The sequence below is a fragment of the Sporanaerobacter sp. PP17-6a genome, assembly GCF_900095615.1.
Lineage (GTDB): Bacteria > Bacillota > Clostridia > Tissierellales > Acidilutibacteraceae > Acidilutibacter > Acidilutibacter cellobiosedens.
On the sequence record NZ_FMIF01000013.1, the window covers coordinates 1 to 15,735 of the forward strand.

Annotated in this window: 14 protein-coding genes; 7 read left to right on the forward strand and 7 right to left on the reverse strand. The window is 34.2% G+C overall.

Annotated elements, in window-relative coordinates:
* Positions 1-313: 313 nt before the first annotated feature.
* Complete coding sequence (locus PP176A_RS06290) at positions 314-1,345, forward strand: D-alanine--D-alanine ligase family protein (RefSeq protein ID WP_071139616.1); 1,032 nt, start codon at positions 314-316, stop codon at positions 1,343-1,345.
* A 44-nt stretch (positions 1,346-1,389) separates the two neighbouring features.
* Here the strand turns inward: PP176A_RS06290 and PP176A_RS06295 are convergent, their stop codons facing one another.
* From PP176A_RS06295 to PP176A_RS06320, 6 genes are all read right to left on the reverse strand, one after another.
* Positions 1,390-2,787: a glycoside hydrolase family 1 protein gene (locus PP176A_RS06295; RefSeq protein WP_071139617.1), complete on the reverse strand. Its 1,398-nt coding sequence runs from the start codon at positions 2,785-2,787 to the stop codon at positions 1,390-1,392.
* Positions 2,788-2,824: 37 nt separating this feature from the next.
* Positions 2,825-3,907, reverse strand: coding sequence for a DUF871 domain-containing protein (locus tag PP176A_RS06300; protein ID WP_071139618.1), 1,083 nt, complete (start codon positions 3,905-3,907; stop codon positions 2,825-2,827).
* Positions 3,908-4,044: 137 nt separating this feature from the next.
* Positions 4,045-5,376 (reverse strand): PTS cellobiose transporter subunit IIC, encoded by a 1,332-nt coding sequence (gene celB, locus PP176A_RS06305; RefSeq protein WP_071139619.1) that lies wholly within the window; start codon positions 5,374-5,376, stop codon positions 4,045-4,047.
* An 18-nt stretch (positions 5,377-5,394) separates the two neighbouring features.
* Positions 5,395-5,706, reverse strand: coding sequence for a PTS sugar transporter subunit IIB (locus PP176A_RS06310; protein ID WP_071139620.1), 312 nt, complete (start codon positions 5,704-5,706; stop codon positions 5,395-5,397).
* 69 nt (positions 5,707-5,775) lie between these two features.
* Entirely contained in the window at positions 5,776-6,306 is a 531-nt protein-coding gene (locus PP176A_RS06315) for a glycine/betaine/sarcosine/D-proline family reductase selenoprotein B (protein ID WP_071139621.1), read from the reverse strand.
* Positions 6,306-6,683, reverse strand: a complete 378-nt coding sequence (locus PP176A_RS06320) for a PTS lactose/cellobiose transporter subunit IIA (protein ID WP_071139622.1) — start codon at positions 6,681-6,683, stop codon at positions 6,306-6,308. The genes PP176A_RS06315 and PP176A_RS06320 overlap by 1 nt, the downstream gene beginning before the upstream one ends.
* A gap of 330 nt (positions 6,684-7,013) precedes the next feature.
* Between PP176A_RS06320 and PP176A_RS06325 the strand changes: the two genes are divergently transcribed.
* The 6 genes from PP176A_RS06325 (at position 7,014) to PP176A_RS06350 (ending at position 14,881) form a co-directional block, all read left to right on the forward strand.
* Positions 7,014-9,677 carry a sigma 54-interacting transcriptional regulator gene (locus tag PP176A_RS06325; RefSeq protein ID WP_071139623.1) on the forward strand — a complete coding sequence of 888 codons (2,664 nt, stop codon included), beginning with the start codon at positions 7,014-7,016 and terminating at the stop codon, positions 9,675-9,677.
* Between the two features lie 45 nt (positions 9,678-9,722).
* On the forward strand, positions 9,723-10,886 hold the full coding sequence (gene nagA, locus PP176A_RS06330) for an N-acetylglucosamine-6-phosphate deacetylase (RefSeq protein ID WP_071139624.1): 1,164 nt from the start codon (positions 9,723-9,725) through the stop codon (positions 10,884-10,886).
* Positions 10,887-10,978: 92 nt separating this feature from the next.
* Positions 10,979-12,205 (forward strand): NAD(P)-dependent malic enzyme, encoded by a 1,227-nt coding sequence (locus tag PP176A_RS06335; RefSeq protein ID WP_200796088.1) that lies wholly within the window; start codon positions 10,979-10,981, stop codon positions 12,203-12,205.
* A gap of 22 nt (positions 12,206-12,227) precedes the next feature.
* Positions 12,228-13,070, forward strand: coding sequence for a fumarate hydratase (locus PP176A_RS06340; protein WP_071139626.1), 843 nt, complete (start codon positions 12,228-12,230; stop codon positions 13,068-13,070).
* 14 nt (positions 13,071-13,084) lie between these two features.
* On the forward strand, positions 13,085-13,651 hold the full coding sequence (locus PP176A_RS06345; protein WP_071139627.1) for a Fe-S-containing hydro-lyase: 567 nt from the start codon (positions 13,085-13,087) through the stop codon (positions 13,649-13,651).
* A 15-nt stretch (positions 13,652-13,666) separates the two neighbouring features.
* On the forward strand, positions 13,667-14,881 hold the full coding sequence (locus PP176A_RS06350) for a serine hydrolase (RefSeq protein ID WP_071139628.1): 1,215 nt from the start codon (positions 13,667-13,669) through the stop codon (positions 14,879-14,881).
* Positions 14,882-14,929: 48 nt separating this feature from the next.
* On the opposite strand, the gene PP176A_RS06355 is transcribed toward PP176A_RS06350, so the two are convergent.
* Complete coding sequence (locus PP176A_RS06355; protein WP_200796061.1) at positions 14,930-15,481, reverse strand: helix-turn-helix domain-containing protein; 552 nt, start codon at positions 15,479-15,481, stop codon at positions 14,930-14,932.
* Between the last annotated feature and the right edge of the window lie 254 nt (positions 15,482-15,735).

The following is a 15,735-nucleotide window of genomic DNA, read 5'->3' on the forward strand; positions in this document are numbered from 1 at the left end:
AGTCTACAAATTTCATATCAACAGGGAAAATTATAAAAATTTTACAATCCGATGGTTTATATGCTATAATAATATTATAAAGTTAACAAATTCAGTTTTTATTAGTTTATCATACCGTATATATTTCTTTAAGTCCTATAGAATTCTGTAGATCGTTCACTTAGTAATATATAATATCTGTTAAAATTCTATATACCGGTGTTATTCAGAATAATTAAAATCTTTTAGTTATTTTTTGCTAAATACTCATTAGGATCTTAGCCGTTTATTTTTATTGACTAAAAACTAAGGAAAACAATAAGGGGGAATTTATATGAGATTAAAAATTGGGCTGATTTCCGATAGACCACAAGGAGAAACTAATTGTACTGCAGAAACTAAACATACGGATATTCAGAAAAAGTCAACTAATAAAGAAATATATAAGGTCTTAAAAAAGAAATATGATGTAGTAGAAATCATAGCTGATAATAGGATTATTAAAAACTTAATCGAAAGTAAAATCGATTTGGCATTCCCTCTATGTACCGGAATCTCCGGTGAAAGTAGGCAGTCTCAGGTTCCGGCGATTTTAGAGATGCTTAGAATACCCTACATTGGCTCAGGGATTTTGGCTCATTCTCTATCCTTAAATAAAGCTGTAGCGAAACAGATATTCGCTTATAATAATATTTTAACGCCTTCATTTCAAATATTTAATACTGCAGGTGAAAATTTCAATATGAATTTAAAATTTCCGCTAATAGTGAAGCCTTCCTGTGAGGGATCTGGCTTTGGAATCCACAAAGATAGTGTTGTTTACAATAAACAAGATCTTATGGGAAAAATAAAGAGCCTACTTAAAAGTTATTGCCCTCCTGTTTTGGCAGAGGAGTTTATTAAGGGAAGGGAATTTACAATAGGAATAATCGGCAATGGAAGTGAAAAACGTTTTTTACCGATAATGGAGATAAATTTTGACGATGTTCCCGAAAAATTCGGTAAATTTTATACATTTGAAGTGAAATCTCAGCTTAGTGAAAAAACCAAATATATATGTCCGGCTTCAATAAATAAAGATATAGAGCTAAAGATAAAAAATAGTGCCGGAAGAGCCTTTGATGCTCTCGGCTGCAAAGATTTTGCAAGAGTAGATGTAAGATTGAAAGAAGATCAGCCTTATGTACTTGAAATAAACAGTTTGCCCGGATTGAAATCTCAATACAGTGACCTGCCCAAGATGGCATTAAAAGCGGGGCTATCCTATGATGAACTGATATTTAATATTGTAGAGATATCCATAAGAAGGATAAACAAAGATAAAAGATATATGGAAGAGAAAGTATCGGATAAAAAGATTTCTTAATTAAACCGCCTAACCTGTAGCCGGTCGGGCGGTTTAATAATTTATTATAAAATTTTTCCGTTTGATTTAATAACATTTTTATACCAATAAAAACTTTTTTTTCTGATTCTTCTTAAGTCTTTTAAATCAAATTCATCTCTGTTTACATAAATAAAGCCATATCGTTTTTTAAATCCCTGATGAGTACTTACGAGATCAATGGCCGACCAGGGACAATATCCTATTAATTGAACTCCGTCGGTAACCGCAAGTTTCGCCTGTTCAATATGTTTACGTAGATAATCGATACGATAATCATCATTTACGACATCACCTTTTTCTAATTTATCAAAAGCACCCAGACCGTTTTCGGAAACCAATAAAGGCAAATTATATCTGTCGCTGATTTCCCGTAAAGTAATACGGAATCCTATAGGATCTATTTCCCAATTGAATTCAGTTTTTTCTAAATTTGGATTTGAAGTTATATAGTATACTCCCTGTTCCCCTGTTGCTCCTTGTTGATCTGTATTGAAATCGAGGCTTGGTTTTTTAGATGCCGTTATTGTTGAGTAATAATTGAACGCAATAAAATCCGGCTTAGCTTCGGACAGTATTTCTTCATCACCTTTTTTGATATTTGGAGTAATATTTTTTTCTTTCATATAACTCCAAGCTGTATTATTGTACCTTCCAAATACGGCTGCATCTAAATACAGCCAATTTCTTATTGATGAGAAATTTTGAGCTGCCAATACGTCTTCAGGATCTGAGCTTGCAGGGTAGATATAGGCGATATTTGGTGCGGGACCAATCTTTGCATCAGGACACATAATGTGGCATAATTTCATGACTTTAGCCTGAGCCAACAGCATATGATGATTTTGTTGATATAGTTCTTTTTGGGGATTTTCTGTACCTAAATTGGGGATTCCGACAGCTTTATTATTTAATATCATAATGTTTTGTTCATTGATTGTAAGCCAATACTTTACTCTATCTCCAAAATTGGAAAAAAGAATTTTTCCATAGTTTTCAAATAAGTCTACTATATCATAATTAGACCAGCCGCCTTTTTTCTCCAATGAATAGGGCAGATCAAAATGATACATGGTGACGATGGGTTCAATGTTATAGGACAATAATTCGTTAATTAGATTATTGTAGAATTCTATTCCTTTATGATTAATTTCCCCAAACCCTTTTGGAAGAATTCTGCTCCAAGCTATAGAAAAACGGTAGGCTTTTAGCCCCATTTCCGCAAACAGCTTTATATCTTCTTTGTAACGATGATAATGATCGATTGATATTTTAAAATCCGAGGTATTTTCAGGATGCTCGGCCATATCTTGAACCGAAGGACTTTTTCCGTCTTCATCCCAGCCTCCTTCCACTTGATAAGCAGAAGTGGATGCTCCCCACAGAAAATCTTCACTGAAGTCTTTTAACTTTTCATGTTCCATATTACTGCCTCCTACAACATATTCATTTAAATAAAAATTATAAATTGAACCTAAATTTTTGCCATGGTTTTATATAATCGATTAGAAATACTTCATCTTCTGCTATTTTTCCTACTACATTTGTTTTCCCGTCATTATCCATATCCTTTAATGCAATGTGAAGTTCTCCCGTATAATTTTGATACAGAGAATTATCTATTGTTATATCTCCTCTTTTGACATCTGTTGTATTAAAGGGTTCAAAGCCGGGAATACCGGGAGACACTCTGTATTTACTTGATCTTATCATATATTCGGATATATCGCCTCTGTTAAAATGAATATTTTTGAAGACTATATCTTTTTGAGCATCAGGGATGCCGTCTTTTAATTCAATTTTGAGACTGAGCATATAGGGGTTAACATTACTTAAAGCTTTCAGTTCTTCTTCCGATGCAAATTCATTTGCAATTATCACATCATCAATTAAATTTGTAGAAAACAGATGTTTTGCCTGAACATCTATAGGAAGGTTTCTGTGTTCTTCCAATGTGCATAATCCTTCACTTACAGGCCATGGTCCATATTTGGCATTCTTTGAAGAGACAAAAGCCGCCGTTCTTATATTGTATTTTTTAAATTGTTCATTGCATTTCATAAAGTGATTGTATCCTATTCCCGAATATCTGTGGGGATAGAAATTGTGGCATCCTAAGATATTTTCCAAATTAGGTTGGAAACTGAATATGTTGTCCACATATTTTGTTCCCGCGCTCATATTTAATTCTATTTTTAGTCCGTATTTGTTAAAGGTCATTACGGATTCTTCCATTCCTGAAAATCCGTTGTCCAACCTTATGCCGTAAAGGCCCATATCCTTAAAAATACCTAAATCATCATAACTTATTTCAAGATACTTAAACACTTCCGGATTTATATCCGCAATGACTTCAATTCCGTATTTGTTGGCGTGAGCTATTGTTTTTTTAAATTCATCAAGGATTTTTTCCTTATCTCCCTTGACGGAAAGAAGGCATGTGAATACTCTTTTAAAACCGTATTTTGCCGCTTTGCCGATATATCCTAAATTTTCATCTAATTTTACATGAGCCGGGTATACAGAAAATCCGATTTTTTTCATAATGATTCCTCCATTTTTGTTCCATTTTATTCGACAAAAAATTAAATTTTGATTATAATAAAATGTGAGATTAATTTTGTTAATCTTTTAAAGGTATTCAGGCGACTTTCGCGGAGTCACCTGAATACTGGTTTCTCCTAATTTATATTATCTTCCGGAGTTGCATTATAGGATTTTTCTTGTTCAAGATATTGCTTATCAACAGTTTTTATAAATGGAAGATAAATGAAAAATGATATAATCAGTCCTACAATTTGCAGTAAGGCTCCTCTTATACCTCCGCAAAGGAAACCGCCTATTATCGGAGGAGTAGTCCATGGAACCAGTACGCCGTTTGGTTTTGGTACGAGGCCTATAGCCATTGATCCGTAGCATACTAAACATAGAACTAAAGGAGTTATTATAAATGGGATTATCATCATAGGATTTAAAACTACAGGTAATCCGAATATTATAGGTTCGTTTATATTAAATATCCCCGGAAAAATTGAAAGTTTGCCGAGTTTTTTACATTGCTGTGATTTGCATACAAAAAGCATTGCAAGGCATAATCCCAGTGTGGCGCCTCCTCCTCCCATCCATAAGTATATCTGATTAAATTGTTGAGTTATAATATGGGGCAGTTCGCTTCCAGCTTGATATGCAGCAAGATTTTCTGTCGCCAGAGCTATCCAGATGGGATTCATTACTGATTGTACAATATCCGCACCATGTATTCCGAATATCCAAAATAGTCCCACAAAGAAATTTGCAATCAAAGCAGCTCCTAAGGTGTCCCCCAAGGATGTAAGAGGTACCTGTAAAATGGAATATATAAAATTGTGTATAGTTTCAAAAGGAGTAAATGCAAAAATTAATCTTATTATATCAAAAATAATTATAGTAATTGCAGCCGGAATTAAGGATGAAAAAGCTTTTCCCACTGTAGGGGGAACTCCTGCCGGCATTTTAATTACCCATCCTTTTTTAGTTACCCACCTTACTATTTCCGTAGAGAGTATAGCTGTAAGCATTCCTGCAAATAATCCCTTTGCGCCTATCCATTCGGTGGGAATGATGCCTGTAACTTTAAATGTTTGATCCATTCCTTCGGGTGTAAAACTTGTAACAAAAGGTGTCAATATAAAAAATGCTACAAGAGATATGACTGCAGTGTTTAACCTTTCTAACTTGTAATAATCCGACAGACTTCCGGAGATACCTATTATTACAAATATGGTCATTATGGACATGGTTGTATTATAGGCTACTGAAAAGAAATCCATCCAATTTTCTCCGAATACTCTTGCCATAAATGCATCATATCCCGTAATAGGCAAATAGGCAAGCAACATGAATATGGAACCGATTATAAGCAAAGGCATAGTTAACATGAATCCGTCACGTATGGCAAGTAAATACCTGTTGTTGGCAAATTTGTCCGCTACCGGCATTAACTTGTTTTCCAATGAATCCATTCTTTTACTCATATGAAATCCTCCTTATATTTATTTTTTCATCATTTTTATAGCCTTTTCCAGTACTTTTTCTCCGTCTACCATTCCATAGTCTACGGAGTTTATTACATCCACGGGAATTTTCTTTTCGTCACATAATTTTTTGGCTCTTCTAAGGGCGTATCTTATTTGCGGACCCAATAGTACCACATCCACGTCGTCATCGATACGTTTTTCCATTTGGGCTTCAGGAAGAGTTTCGATTGATACTTCGATTCCCTTATCCTTTGCTGATTTTTGCATTTTTGTTGCTAACAGACTTGTTGACATTCCGGCAGAACAAAACAAGACAATTTTTTTCATTGGACTCACCCCCTTTTTTAAATTTATATGACATTGGTTTGAACATATTAAACCAACGTTATATGCTTATTAATCTTTAGGGAAATACCCATCTTCCTGAGAAGTACCTATTGTTTCATGATTTGCCAACTTGATGGCAAATTTTGAAATTTTTCTTAGAGAATTATTTAGTCCAGTTCCTCCTCTGTTTGGAGTTTCTATAATATAAATTTTATTTCTGAACAATTCGGTGCCGGTACTATCCTCAGACATTGCAGCAAAGGCAGATATATTAAGTTTTTCTTCTATAGCTATAGTAAGATATCCGCAGCATTCCCCATATCTTTTATAATTTAATGCAGGTCCGCATATAACTACGTCCGGTTTGAAATTTTTAATAATATTTAGAATTTCTTCTATGGCAAGATCTTTATTTTGCAGAAAATAGTTATCTCCGCATATTATCGTAGCTACTATATCAGCTCCTTCTCTTTGAAGCATGGATTTTAAAATCATACCGGTCCCTATAGCTCCATTTTGAAACTGAGGTTTTATATCCATTCTTTCATCTCCGCCAAAACCCGCTTGTACTTGATTTAAAAATTGTATGGCCTTTATCATTAGAACTCAGCTCCTTTACAATTATTTGATTTATCCTTTAGTTCGTTTATTTCTTTTTGCATATCTATCATGTATTTAATCATGTCCTTGGATAAAAGGGTAGTCATTAAATGATCCTGAGCATGAATAGTTAAAAGATTTATCTCCATATGAATTCCCTGAGCTTCTTTTTGAATAAAATTAGTTTGTAAATTATGGGCTTTAATTATATATTCATCAGCTTTTTTTAAATATTTTTCTGCCTCTTCATACTCTTTGTTTCTAACTAATTCAAATGCTTTATATATATCACTTCTTGCATCACCGGAGAGACTTATTAACTTGAATATATATTGTTCATTAAACCCAGTTTCAACAGTATTAGCGTTTTCCTCCATAAATAACTCCTCCATTATATGAAATTTAATATCAACTAATTAAATATACAAATATTCTAATATACTTATTAATATCTATAAATATATTAGATGCATTTGTTATGCCAAAACACTAATGGCGGTAATAAAGTATATATTAAAAAATAATGTTTGATAAAACTCATTAGTGTTTGATATTTTAATATATAAATAAATTAGTGTTTAAACAATTTAAACACTTTATGAAATAATAAAAACTATGATATAATGTTCTTAAATATTTATAATAAAATCTTGTGATATGATAGTGGCTAATTATCCGGCAATTTTAAAGAAAAAGGAGGAACCGCCGTGAATAAGAAGGAGATGATATATAACAAAATTTTAGAAGTTGGGGCTGAAAGAGGCATTGATGCTAAAACACTATCATCTCTTGTTAATATGAGCAGGGCCAATGTCAGCCATGAGTTAAACAACTTGGTAAGAGAAGGGAAATTATATAAATCTTCAGGACGGCCTGTTTTGTTTTTTGCTTCTAACAGCAAAGACATAACTAAAAAGGAAAGCAAACTTGATCAATTAGCTAAGAACAATAAAAGTTTAAAAAAAGTTGTAGAACAGATGAAGGCTGCAGTATTATATCCGCCTAAAGGATTGCCTTCGCTTCTTTTGGGGGATACGGGAACGGGAAAATCAATGTTTGCTTCGTTGATGTACGAATATTCCAAAGAAATGGGTATAAGGGCTGAAAATTCACCATTTGTAGTTTTTAACTGCGCCGATTACAGTAATAATCCTAATTTACTTACTTCTCAACTTTTTGGTGTAAAAAAAGGAGCTTTTACCGGCGCTGAAACCGATAGGATCGGGTTGATAGAAAAAGCCGACGGAGGGGTTCTTTTCTTAGATGAACTTCACAGGCTTCCTCCTGAGGGACAGGAAATACTTTTTACATTTTTGGACACGGGATATTTTAGGCGAATCGGAGATTCGGAGACGAGAAAGTCCGATGTACTTATAATCTCGGCTACTACGGAAAATCCTAATTCCACATTGTTAAGAACTTTTATAAGGAGAATTCCCATAATAATAAAAATTCCTTCTTTAAAAGAGAGATCTTTGGAAGAAAGACTTTATTTGATTAAGAGCTTTTTTAAACAGGAGAGCATAAGATTGAACAGAGAGATATATGTATCGTTGAATACGATGAGAGCGTTTTTATCATATGATTGCCCCAATAATGTGGGACAGTTGAAAAGTGACGTTCAGCTTGTATGTGCCAAAGCATATTCGGAATTTCTTACAAATATAAAGCCTGACGTGAGAATAAGAAGCAGCAATTTACCTCTATATATCAAAGAAGGACTTTATAAAGAGAAAGAGCACAGAGCACTTTGGAATAAGCTGGTGGGCGAAGAAATAGAGTTTTTTAGGTTCTCAGGCTCTACAGATCATAATCGGGAACAATTCGGGAATGAGGATAACGGAGTATATGAGATTGTTGAGCAAAAATTGGAGAGATTAAAATCTCAAGGGATATCGGATATAGCTATAGAAAACATTTTAGGTAAGGATATTTCATCATATTTTCAAAAGAACATCAACGGAGTTTCTGAAGAAATAAACAGAAAAAATTTGTTGAGTGTCATAGGAGAAGATGATTTAAACTGCATTGACAAGGTTATTTATTATATGGCTACAGAGCTGGGAAGAAATTTCAGCAGCAATATGTATACATGTTTGGCTTTACATATAAATACTTTAATTAACAGGGTTTATAGTAATAAATCCATTACCAATCCCCAGCTAAATAAAATAAAAGAATTGTATCCCAAAGAATTTGAAATAGCCTTGAAAGCCAAAAATATTATAGAAAATTACGTACATCATAAAATAGTCGAGGATGAAGCGGCATATTTAACTGTTTTTCTTCTTCCCGAAGATCGAATTAACAACGGAAATAATAAAGTTAAGGTTATACTTATTGCTCATGGTGATTCTACTGCTACATCAATGGCTGATGTTGTAAATAAACTTTTAGAAGAGCCCTGCATTCATGCCATAAACGCACCTCTTGATTTAAGTCCTTTAAAGGTTTTGGATGAATGCAGAAAATTCGTGTCGGAAAACAAGAATACAAAAGATTATATTTTACTTGTGGACATGGGTTCCCTTACTACTTTTGCAGATATTATAGAAAAAGAATTTGATGTTTCCATGAAAGTCGTACCCCTTGTTTCGACTTTACATGCATTGGAGGCGGCCAGAAAGGCACTACTCGGTCTTTCCTTAAATGAAATTTATAAAGGGGTATTAGCGGTAAATTCGTATTTTGAAATGAATAGGCCATTAAAAGAACCTCAAAATAATAAACCAAGGGCGGTAATGATTACGTCATGCTTAAGCGGAGAAGGAGGAGCCGTAGCAATTAAGAGCTTTCTCAATAACAACCTTAAATATGACAAGGATATATTTGAGATAATTGTTCTTAACTGTTTGGATAAAAATTATTTTAAACAGAAAATTAATGAAATACGCAAAGACAAAGAAATTTTATTTATTGTTTCCTCATTTCCTGTTGACGTGGATATTAAACAGTATAATATGTATGATGTGATAAATATGAGAGTGATGGATGAGTTACAGGAAAGTATAAATATAAAAACTACATTAATAAAGATGCCGGTAATTCTGAAAGAAAATATAGTAAACCTTGAGGGGGAGGAACTTTATAATGATATAGTTTATTTTTTAAGCAGAGTGGAAGATGAACTGTCGATTAAACTAAAAAGTGAAAAGACTATCGGAGTAATTCTGCATATTGCCTTTATGATAAGCAAGCTAAAAAGCGGAGAAATTCCTGTTGAATATCCTGATAAAGAGGAGTTTATAACTGAAAACATATACTATTATAATATTATTAAAGAATGTTTTATATTTCTATGCAACAAATATTCCGTGGAAATATCGGACAATGAAATCTGTTATGTAATGAAGTTCTTTTTATATGAGTAAATATAGAAGGTAGGAAAGCAAAAAAATATTGGAGGTGTTATATAAATGAAGATGTTAATAAAAAATGTTAATATAATTACTCCTTACGAAATAAAGAGGAATGGCAGTTTATCAATAGAGGATGGAATTATATCTAACATATTGGATGGAGATGCATCGGAGGAATATTATGATAAGATAATTGACGGAGAAAATGAATATCTGGCTCCGGGACTTATTGATATTCATAATCATGGAAATTTTGGACATGATGTCATGGAGGCAACTTTTGAGTCCCTTATAAGCATGGCCGATTTTCATATGAAAAATGGAGTTACGTCTTTTTTGGCAACTCCTATGACTGAATCCTTGGATAAAATTGAGAGCGCAATAAAAAACGTAAGAAAATATATTGAAAAGGAAAAGAAGGCTCCTAAGGTAAGATCCCAAGTTTTAGGCATATATTTGGAAGGTCCCTATTTTTCTATGGAAAGAAAGGGAGCTCAACCTCCTCAGTATATAAAGAACCCTAATGTGGAAGAAATCAAAAATCTTATAGAACTTTCAAATGACAATATCAAAGTAGTAGCTTTAGCGCCTGAACTAAAGGGGGCAAAGGAAACCATAAAATACTTAAAAAACAAAGGGATAACTGTTTCAGCAGGTCATACCGACGGAAAATACGATGAAGTAAAATATGGCATTGAACTGGGAATAAGTCAGGCAACTCACCTTTACAACGGAATGAGGCCTTTTTCTCACAGAGAACCGGGAGTTATAGGGGCTGTATTAACAGATGAAAGGGTATCATGTGAGATCATATGTGATGGTATTCACCTTCATCCTGCAGCTATGAAGCTGGCAGTAAAAGCAAAAGGGAAGGATGGAATTATTTTAGTATCGGATGCAATGATGGCGACAGGGCTTAAGGACGGAGAATATAAGCTGGGAAGCCAGAATGTTTTTGTAAAGAAGGGTGCTGCTCGGTTAGCTGACGGAACCTTGGCAGGATCTACTCTTACTTTGAATAGGGCTGTTTGGAATATGGTTCACATGGTGGGGGTTCCTCTTGAAGATGCGGTAAGAATGGCAAGCTTAAATCCTGCCAAGTCAATAGGTGTAGGGGATAGAAAGGGAAGTATAGAAATAGGTAAAGATGCTGATTTGATTATATTCAACGATGATTTAAATATTTTGAAAGTAATAATTCATGGGCTTAGCATCGAATAGAACTATAGAAAAGCAGAATTTAATGATATAATAAATGTAAAAGTTACAAAAATTAATTCTATAGGATAATGGTTGGGAGGAGTAAAATGGATTTGGACTTAAGAGAAAGATCGTTGAAGTTTCACAAAGATAATCATGGGAAGATAGCTTTGAAATGTAAAGTACCTGTAAGAAATAAAGAGGATTTAACTCTTGCATATACTCCGGGGGTTGCAGAACCTTGCATGGAAATATATAAGGATTATGATTGTATATACGATTATACTTCAAAGGGAAACTGGGTTGCAGTTGTAACTAACGGAACAGCCGTATTAGGTTTGGGAAATATAGGCGCCGGAGCGGGACTTCCTGTTATGGAGGGGAAATCCGTATTGTTTAAATCCTTTGCAGGAGTAGATGCCTTTCCTATATGCTTAGACACTGATGATCCGAAGAAGATTATAGAAATAGTAAAGACTATGGAACCTACCTTTGGAGGAATCAACTTAGAAGATATAAAGGCTCCCCAATGTTTTGAAATAGAGGAAGGTCTTAAAAAAGTTTGCAATATTCCCGTTTTTCATGACGATCAACATGGTACGGCAGTTGTTTCAACTTCTTGCTTAATAAACGGATTGAAAATTGTTAGCAAAACATTTAAGGGAATAAAGGTAGTAATAAACGGAGCGGGAGCAGCTGGAACTGCCATATCTAAATTGCTTTTGAAAATGGGGGTTGAGGACCTTATATTATGCGACAGCAAAGGGGCAATATTTAAAGGAAGAAATATAGGCATGAATAAATATAAGGATGAAATGGCAGAAATAAGTAATAAGAATTTAGTTAAAGGAAATTTAAAAGATGCATTAAAGGGGGCCGATGTTTTTATAGGAGTATCTACTGCAAATTGTGTTACAAGGGATATGATCAAATCAATGAACAGAGATCCTATTGTTATGGCTATGGCGAACCCCAATCCGGAAATACTTCCAAAAGAAGCAATGGAAGGAGGAGCAAAGATTGTTTGTACAGGCCGTTCGGATTATCCGAATCAAGTTAACAATGTATTGGCCTTTCCGGGAATATTTAGGGGTGCTTTAGATATTCGTGCTTCGGAGATAAATGATGAAATGAAGATAGCTGCTGCTTATGCGATAGCAGATATCGTAGATGAGAATGAATTAAGGCCGGAATTTGTTATACCTCAGGCTTTTGATTTAAAAATAGCCCCAAAAGTTGCATCTGCTGTAGCCCGTTCGGCTATTGAAACAGGAGTGGCACGTAAAAGAGATGTTACTCCCGAAATGGTGGAAGAACACACGAAAGATCTGCTTAAATAATTGTTTCAAGAGGATGAGAGATATGAGAGATATAGATATAAAATTAATCGTAAATGCTGTAAAAAATGCTTGTATGGATTCTAATTATTACCTTGGAAATGATGTGAAAGGTGAAATTATAAGAAGTTATGAAGAGGAAACTTGGGAAATAGCAAGAGATTCATTGAATAAGATAATAAAAAATATAGACATATCCGAAAGGGAAAAGGTGCCTCTGTGTCAAGATACGGGAATGGCTTGTGTATTTGTTGAAATAGGCCAGGAAGTCCATATTGTAAACGGAAGTATTGAGGATGCCATTAATGAAGGAGTAAGACAGGGGTATAAGGAAGGATATTTGAGAAAATCAGTTGTAAGAGATCCTTTGAACAGAATAAATACCGGAGATAATACCCCTGCTGTTATAAACTATAATATAATTTCGGGAGATAAATTGAAAATAATTGTATCTCCAAAGGGATTTGGCTCTGAAAATATGAGCCGGATCAAAATGTTAAAGCCTGCCGATGGAGTAGAGGGAGTTAAAGAATTTGTGCTTAAGACGGTAAGAGAAGGAGGAGGAAATCCGTGCCCACCTATAGTAGTAGGGGTAGGGATCGGAGGAACCTTTGACAGAGTGGCTTATCTGGCAAAAAAAGCACTTTTAAGGCCTTTGTCTCAAAGAAATAAGGATAGGTATTATGCGGATTTGGAGTCGGAGTTATTGAAAAAGATTAACGATACGGGTATAGGACCTCAGGGATTTGGAGGAAAAACTACTGCTCTCGGAGTGAATATCGAAACTTATCCTACTCATATAGCGGGACTTCCCGTAGCAGTAAATATCAGTTGTCATGTTACAAGACATGTGGAAGTGGAGATATAAAGGAGAGATAATATATGAAGAAGACAATAACAACTCCCCTTACGAAAGATAAAGTCAGAGAGTTGAAGGCAGGGGATATTGTATTGATTTCAGGCATTGTTTATACCGGGAGAGATGCTGCCCATAAAAGGCTCGTAGATTTGCTTAAAAAAGGTGAAAAGCTTCCGATAGATATCGAAAATCAAATTATATATTATGTAGGGCCCACTCCCGCAAAACCTAATCAGATTATAGGCTCTGCAGGGCCTACTACAAGCGGCAGGATGGATAAATATACTCCGATTTTGTTGGATAAAGGATTAAGGGGAATGATAGGGAAGGGGACGAGATCTTATGAAGTAATCGAGTTCATGAAAAAGAATACGGCGGTATACTTTGCCGCGATAGGAGGAGCAGGGGCGCTGTTAGGAAAATGTGTAAAAAAATCGGGAATAGTTGCCTATGAAGATCTGGACTCGGAAGCAATAAGAAAGCTTGAAGTTGAGGATTTGCCCGTTATTGTAGCTATAGATTCTGAAGGAAATAACTTGTATGAAATAGGGCCTAAAGAATATTTGCATAATGGACAGGATATAAAATAAAGGGAGTGATCATGTATGAAAATAAAGTCTATTTTATGTATGATGATTATTATATCATTGTTTCTGCCGTCTGCTATCTTTGCCGCCGAAACGGATGAAAATATTCAGACGCTATTTAATGTTTTTACGTGGGACTATAGTAATGCAAAGGACTTGTTCAGCGATCTTTTCCTTCAACAGGTTTCCGAAAAATCCCTTGTTGAAGTAATTAAATCATATAAAGATAAGTTGGGAAAATTAAATCAGGTAACCAAGACAGACGGAGGCTATATTCTCCAGTTTGAAAAAGGAAGCGCACCTGCTCAGATATCTCTTGACTCAAATAAGAAGATTGTGGGCTTATGGTTTGGAAATGTCACTTTAAATGAAGATACATTGGAGAAGATTTTATCGGAATTTAAGAAAATTCCTGGCTCTGTATCTGTTTCGATTATTAAAAACGGAAAAGATGTTATGCTGGACTATAATGGTGACAAACCTATGGCGGTGGGTTCTGCCTTTAAGCTTTATGTTTTGGAATCAGTTTATGATTTAGTTGGTTCAGGGAAAATTTCCTGGAAGGACATAGTATTGCTCAATAATAAAAATAAATCTGTTCCAAGCGGAATACTTCAGGACTGGAATGAAGGGACCCCTGTTACCTTGAAAACTTTAACCAACCTTATGATTTCTATCAGCGATAATACTGCCACAGATCATATAATAGATTATATTGGAAAGGACAAAATAGAAAATTTGTTTCTTTCAGAAAGGAATAAGCCTTTTTTAAAGACAAGTGAAGTATTCAAATTAAAGTCTGCAAATAATCCTGAGATAATGGAAAGCTATATAAAGGCAGATACCAATAAAAGAAGAGAGCTCCTTAAAGATGTAGAAAAAATTGACATAAATGCAGTTAGTATACCTGCCAAACCAGTTGATATCGATAAAATAGAGTGGTTTTTCAGTACCAAGGAATTGTGCAGAGTAATATATGATTTAAAGGATGCAGATGAAATTAAAATAAATCCGGGTCTTGTATCGACAAAACAAGATTGGAATATAGTAGGCTTTAAAGGAGGTTCGGAACCGGGAGTTATTAATTATACCCACGTTTTGCAAAAAGAAAAGGATAAGGACGTATATTCTGTTTCAGTGACGGTAAATGATACGGCTAATTTGATTGATGAAAACAAAGTAGCAGAATTAACGTCAAGGCTGATTTCCTTAATAGGTGATGGAAAGATATAATAATTCAGGTGGATGTTGTTTTCCACCTGAATATTTATTTAAGTGATATCAGAAACTTGCTGGCGTTATTGCCCATATAGATATGCATACGTTATCACCGATATTAACGTATCTATGGGGAATAGTGCTTTCAAAATAAATACTGTCCCCTTCTTCTAATATATGATTTCCTTCGGCCGTTTCTACCATCAGTTTTCCTTCTATTACTATTCCACATTCTTCTCCCTCGTGGGCAGTTAAATTTTCGGTTGAACAGTCCTCTGGCTTTATAGTAATATACAGAAATTCTATTTTTCGATTTAAATCAGAAGATAATAGTTCATATATAGCATTGGAATTTGATATGAGAATTTTTTTTCTGTTGGACTTTTTAACTACTGGATTTGCCTGCACTGCGTTATTTTCTTGAAAGAAATAGCTTATGGGAACACCTAAACTTTGGGCAATACTCCAAAGAGATGAGATAGAAGGATTACCCATATTTCTTTCGATCTGACTTATAAGCCCGCAACTTATTCCTGATTTTTCTGACAGGTCGGCAATACTCATATTCTGTTCTTTTCTTAGTTTTTTTATTTTTTTTCCAATATCAATATCCAAAATATTCACTCCCAAAATTAACATAAAATATTTTACATATTCTATATTATCAGGAAATGAAAAAAAATACAACAAAATTTGCTAAAATAAGTAGAAAAGTGAAAAAATATAGAATATTAAGGAGAAAAACGTCTTATTGAATTGTTATAATTATTAAACCAGATATATAATGTTTTTGGGTTGTTGTATTAGAAACGAACTAACCATTGGTTTTTATTTTTTATGTAATAAAAAGGACTGTATACTAATTAATA

Coding starts and splice junctions, on each gene's coding strand:
- PP176A_RS06290 (WP_071139616.1), top strand. CDS start 314: ATGAGATTAAAAATTGGGCTGATTTCCGATAGACCACAAGGAGAAACT.
- PP176A_RS06295 (WP_071139617.1), bottom strand. CDS start 2,787: ATGGAACATGAAAAGTTAAAAGACTTCAGTGAAGATTTTCTGTGGGGA.
- PP176A_RS06300 (WP_071139618.1), bottom strand. CDS start 3,907: ATGAAAAAAATCGGATTTTCTGTATACCCGGCTCATGTAAAATTAGAT.
- celB (WP_071139619.1), bottom strand. CDS start 5,376: ATGAGTAAAAGAATGGATTCATTGGAAAACAAGTTAATGCCGGTAGCG.
- PP176A_RS06310 (WP_071139620.1), bottom strand. CDS start 5,706: ATGAAAAAAATTGTCTTGTTTTGTTCTGCCGGAATGTCAACAAGTCTG.
- PP176A_RS06315 (WP_071139621.1), bottom strand. CDS start 6,306: ATGATAAAGGCCATACAATTTTTAAATCAAGTACAAGCGGGTTTTGGC.
- PP176A_RS06320 (WP_071139622.1), bottom strand. CDS start 6,683: ATGGAGGAAAACGCTAATACTGTTGAAACTGGGTTTAATGAACAATAT.
- nagA (WP_071139624.1), top strand. CDS start 9,723: ATGAAGATGTTAATAAAAAATGTTAATATAATTACTCCTTACGAAATA.
- PP176A_RS06340 (WP_071139626.1), top strand. CDS start 12,228: ATGAGAGATATAGATATAAAATTAATCGTAAATGCTGTAAAAAATGCT.
- PP176A_RS06345 (WP_071139627.1), top strand. CDS start 13,085: ATGAAGAAGACAATAACAACTCCCCTTACGAAAGATAAAGTCAGAGAG.
- PP176A_RS06350 (WP_071139628.1), top strand. CDS start 13,667: ATGAAAATAAAGTCTATTTTATGTATGATGATTATTATATCATTGTTT.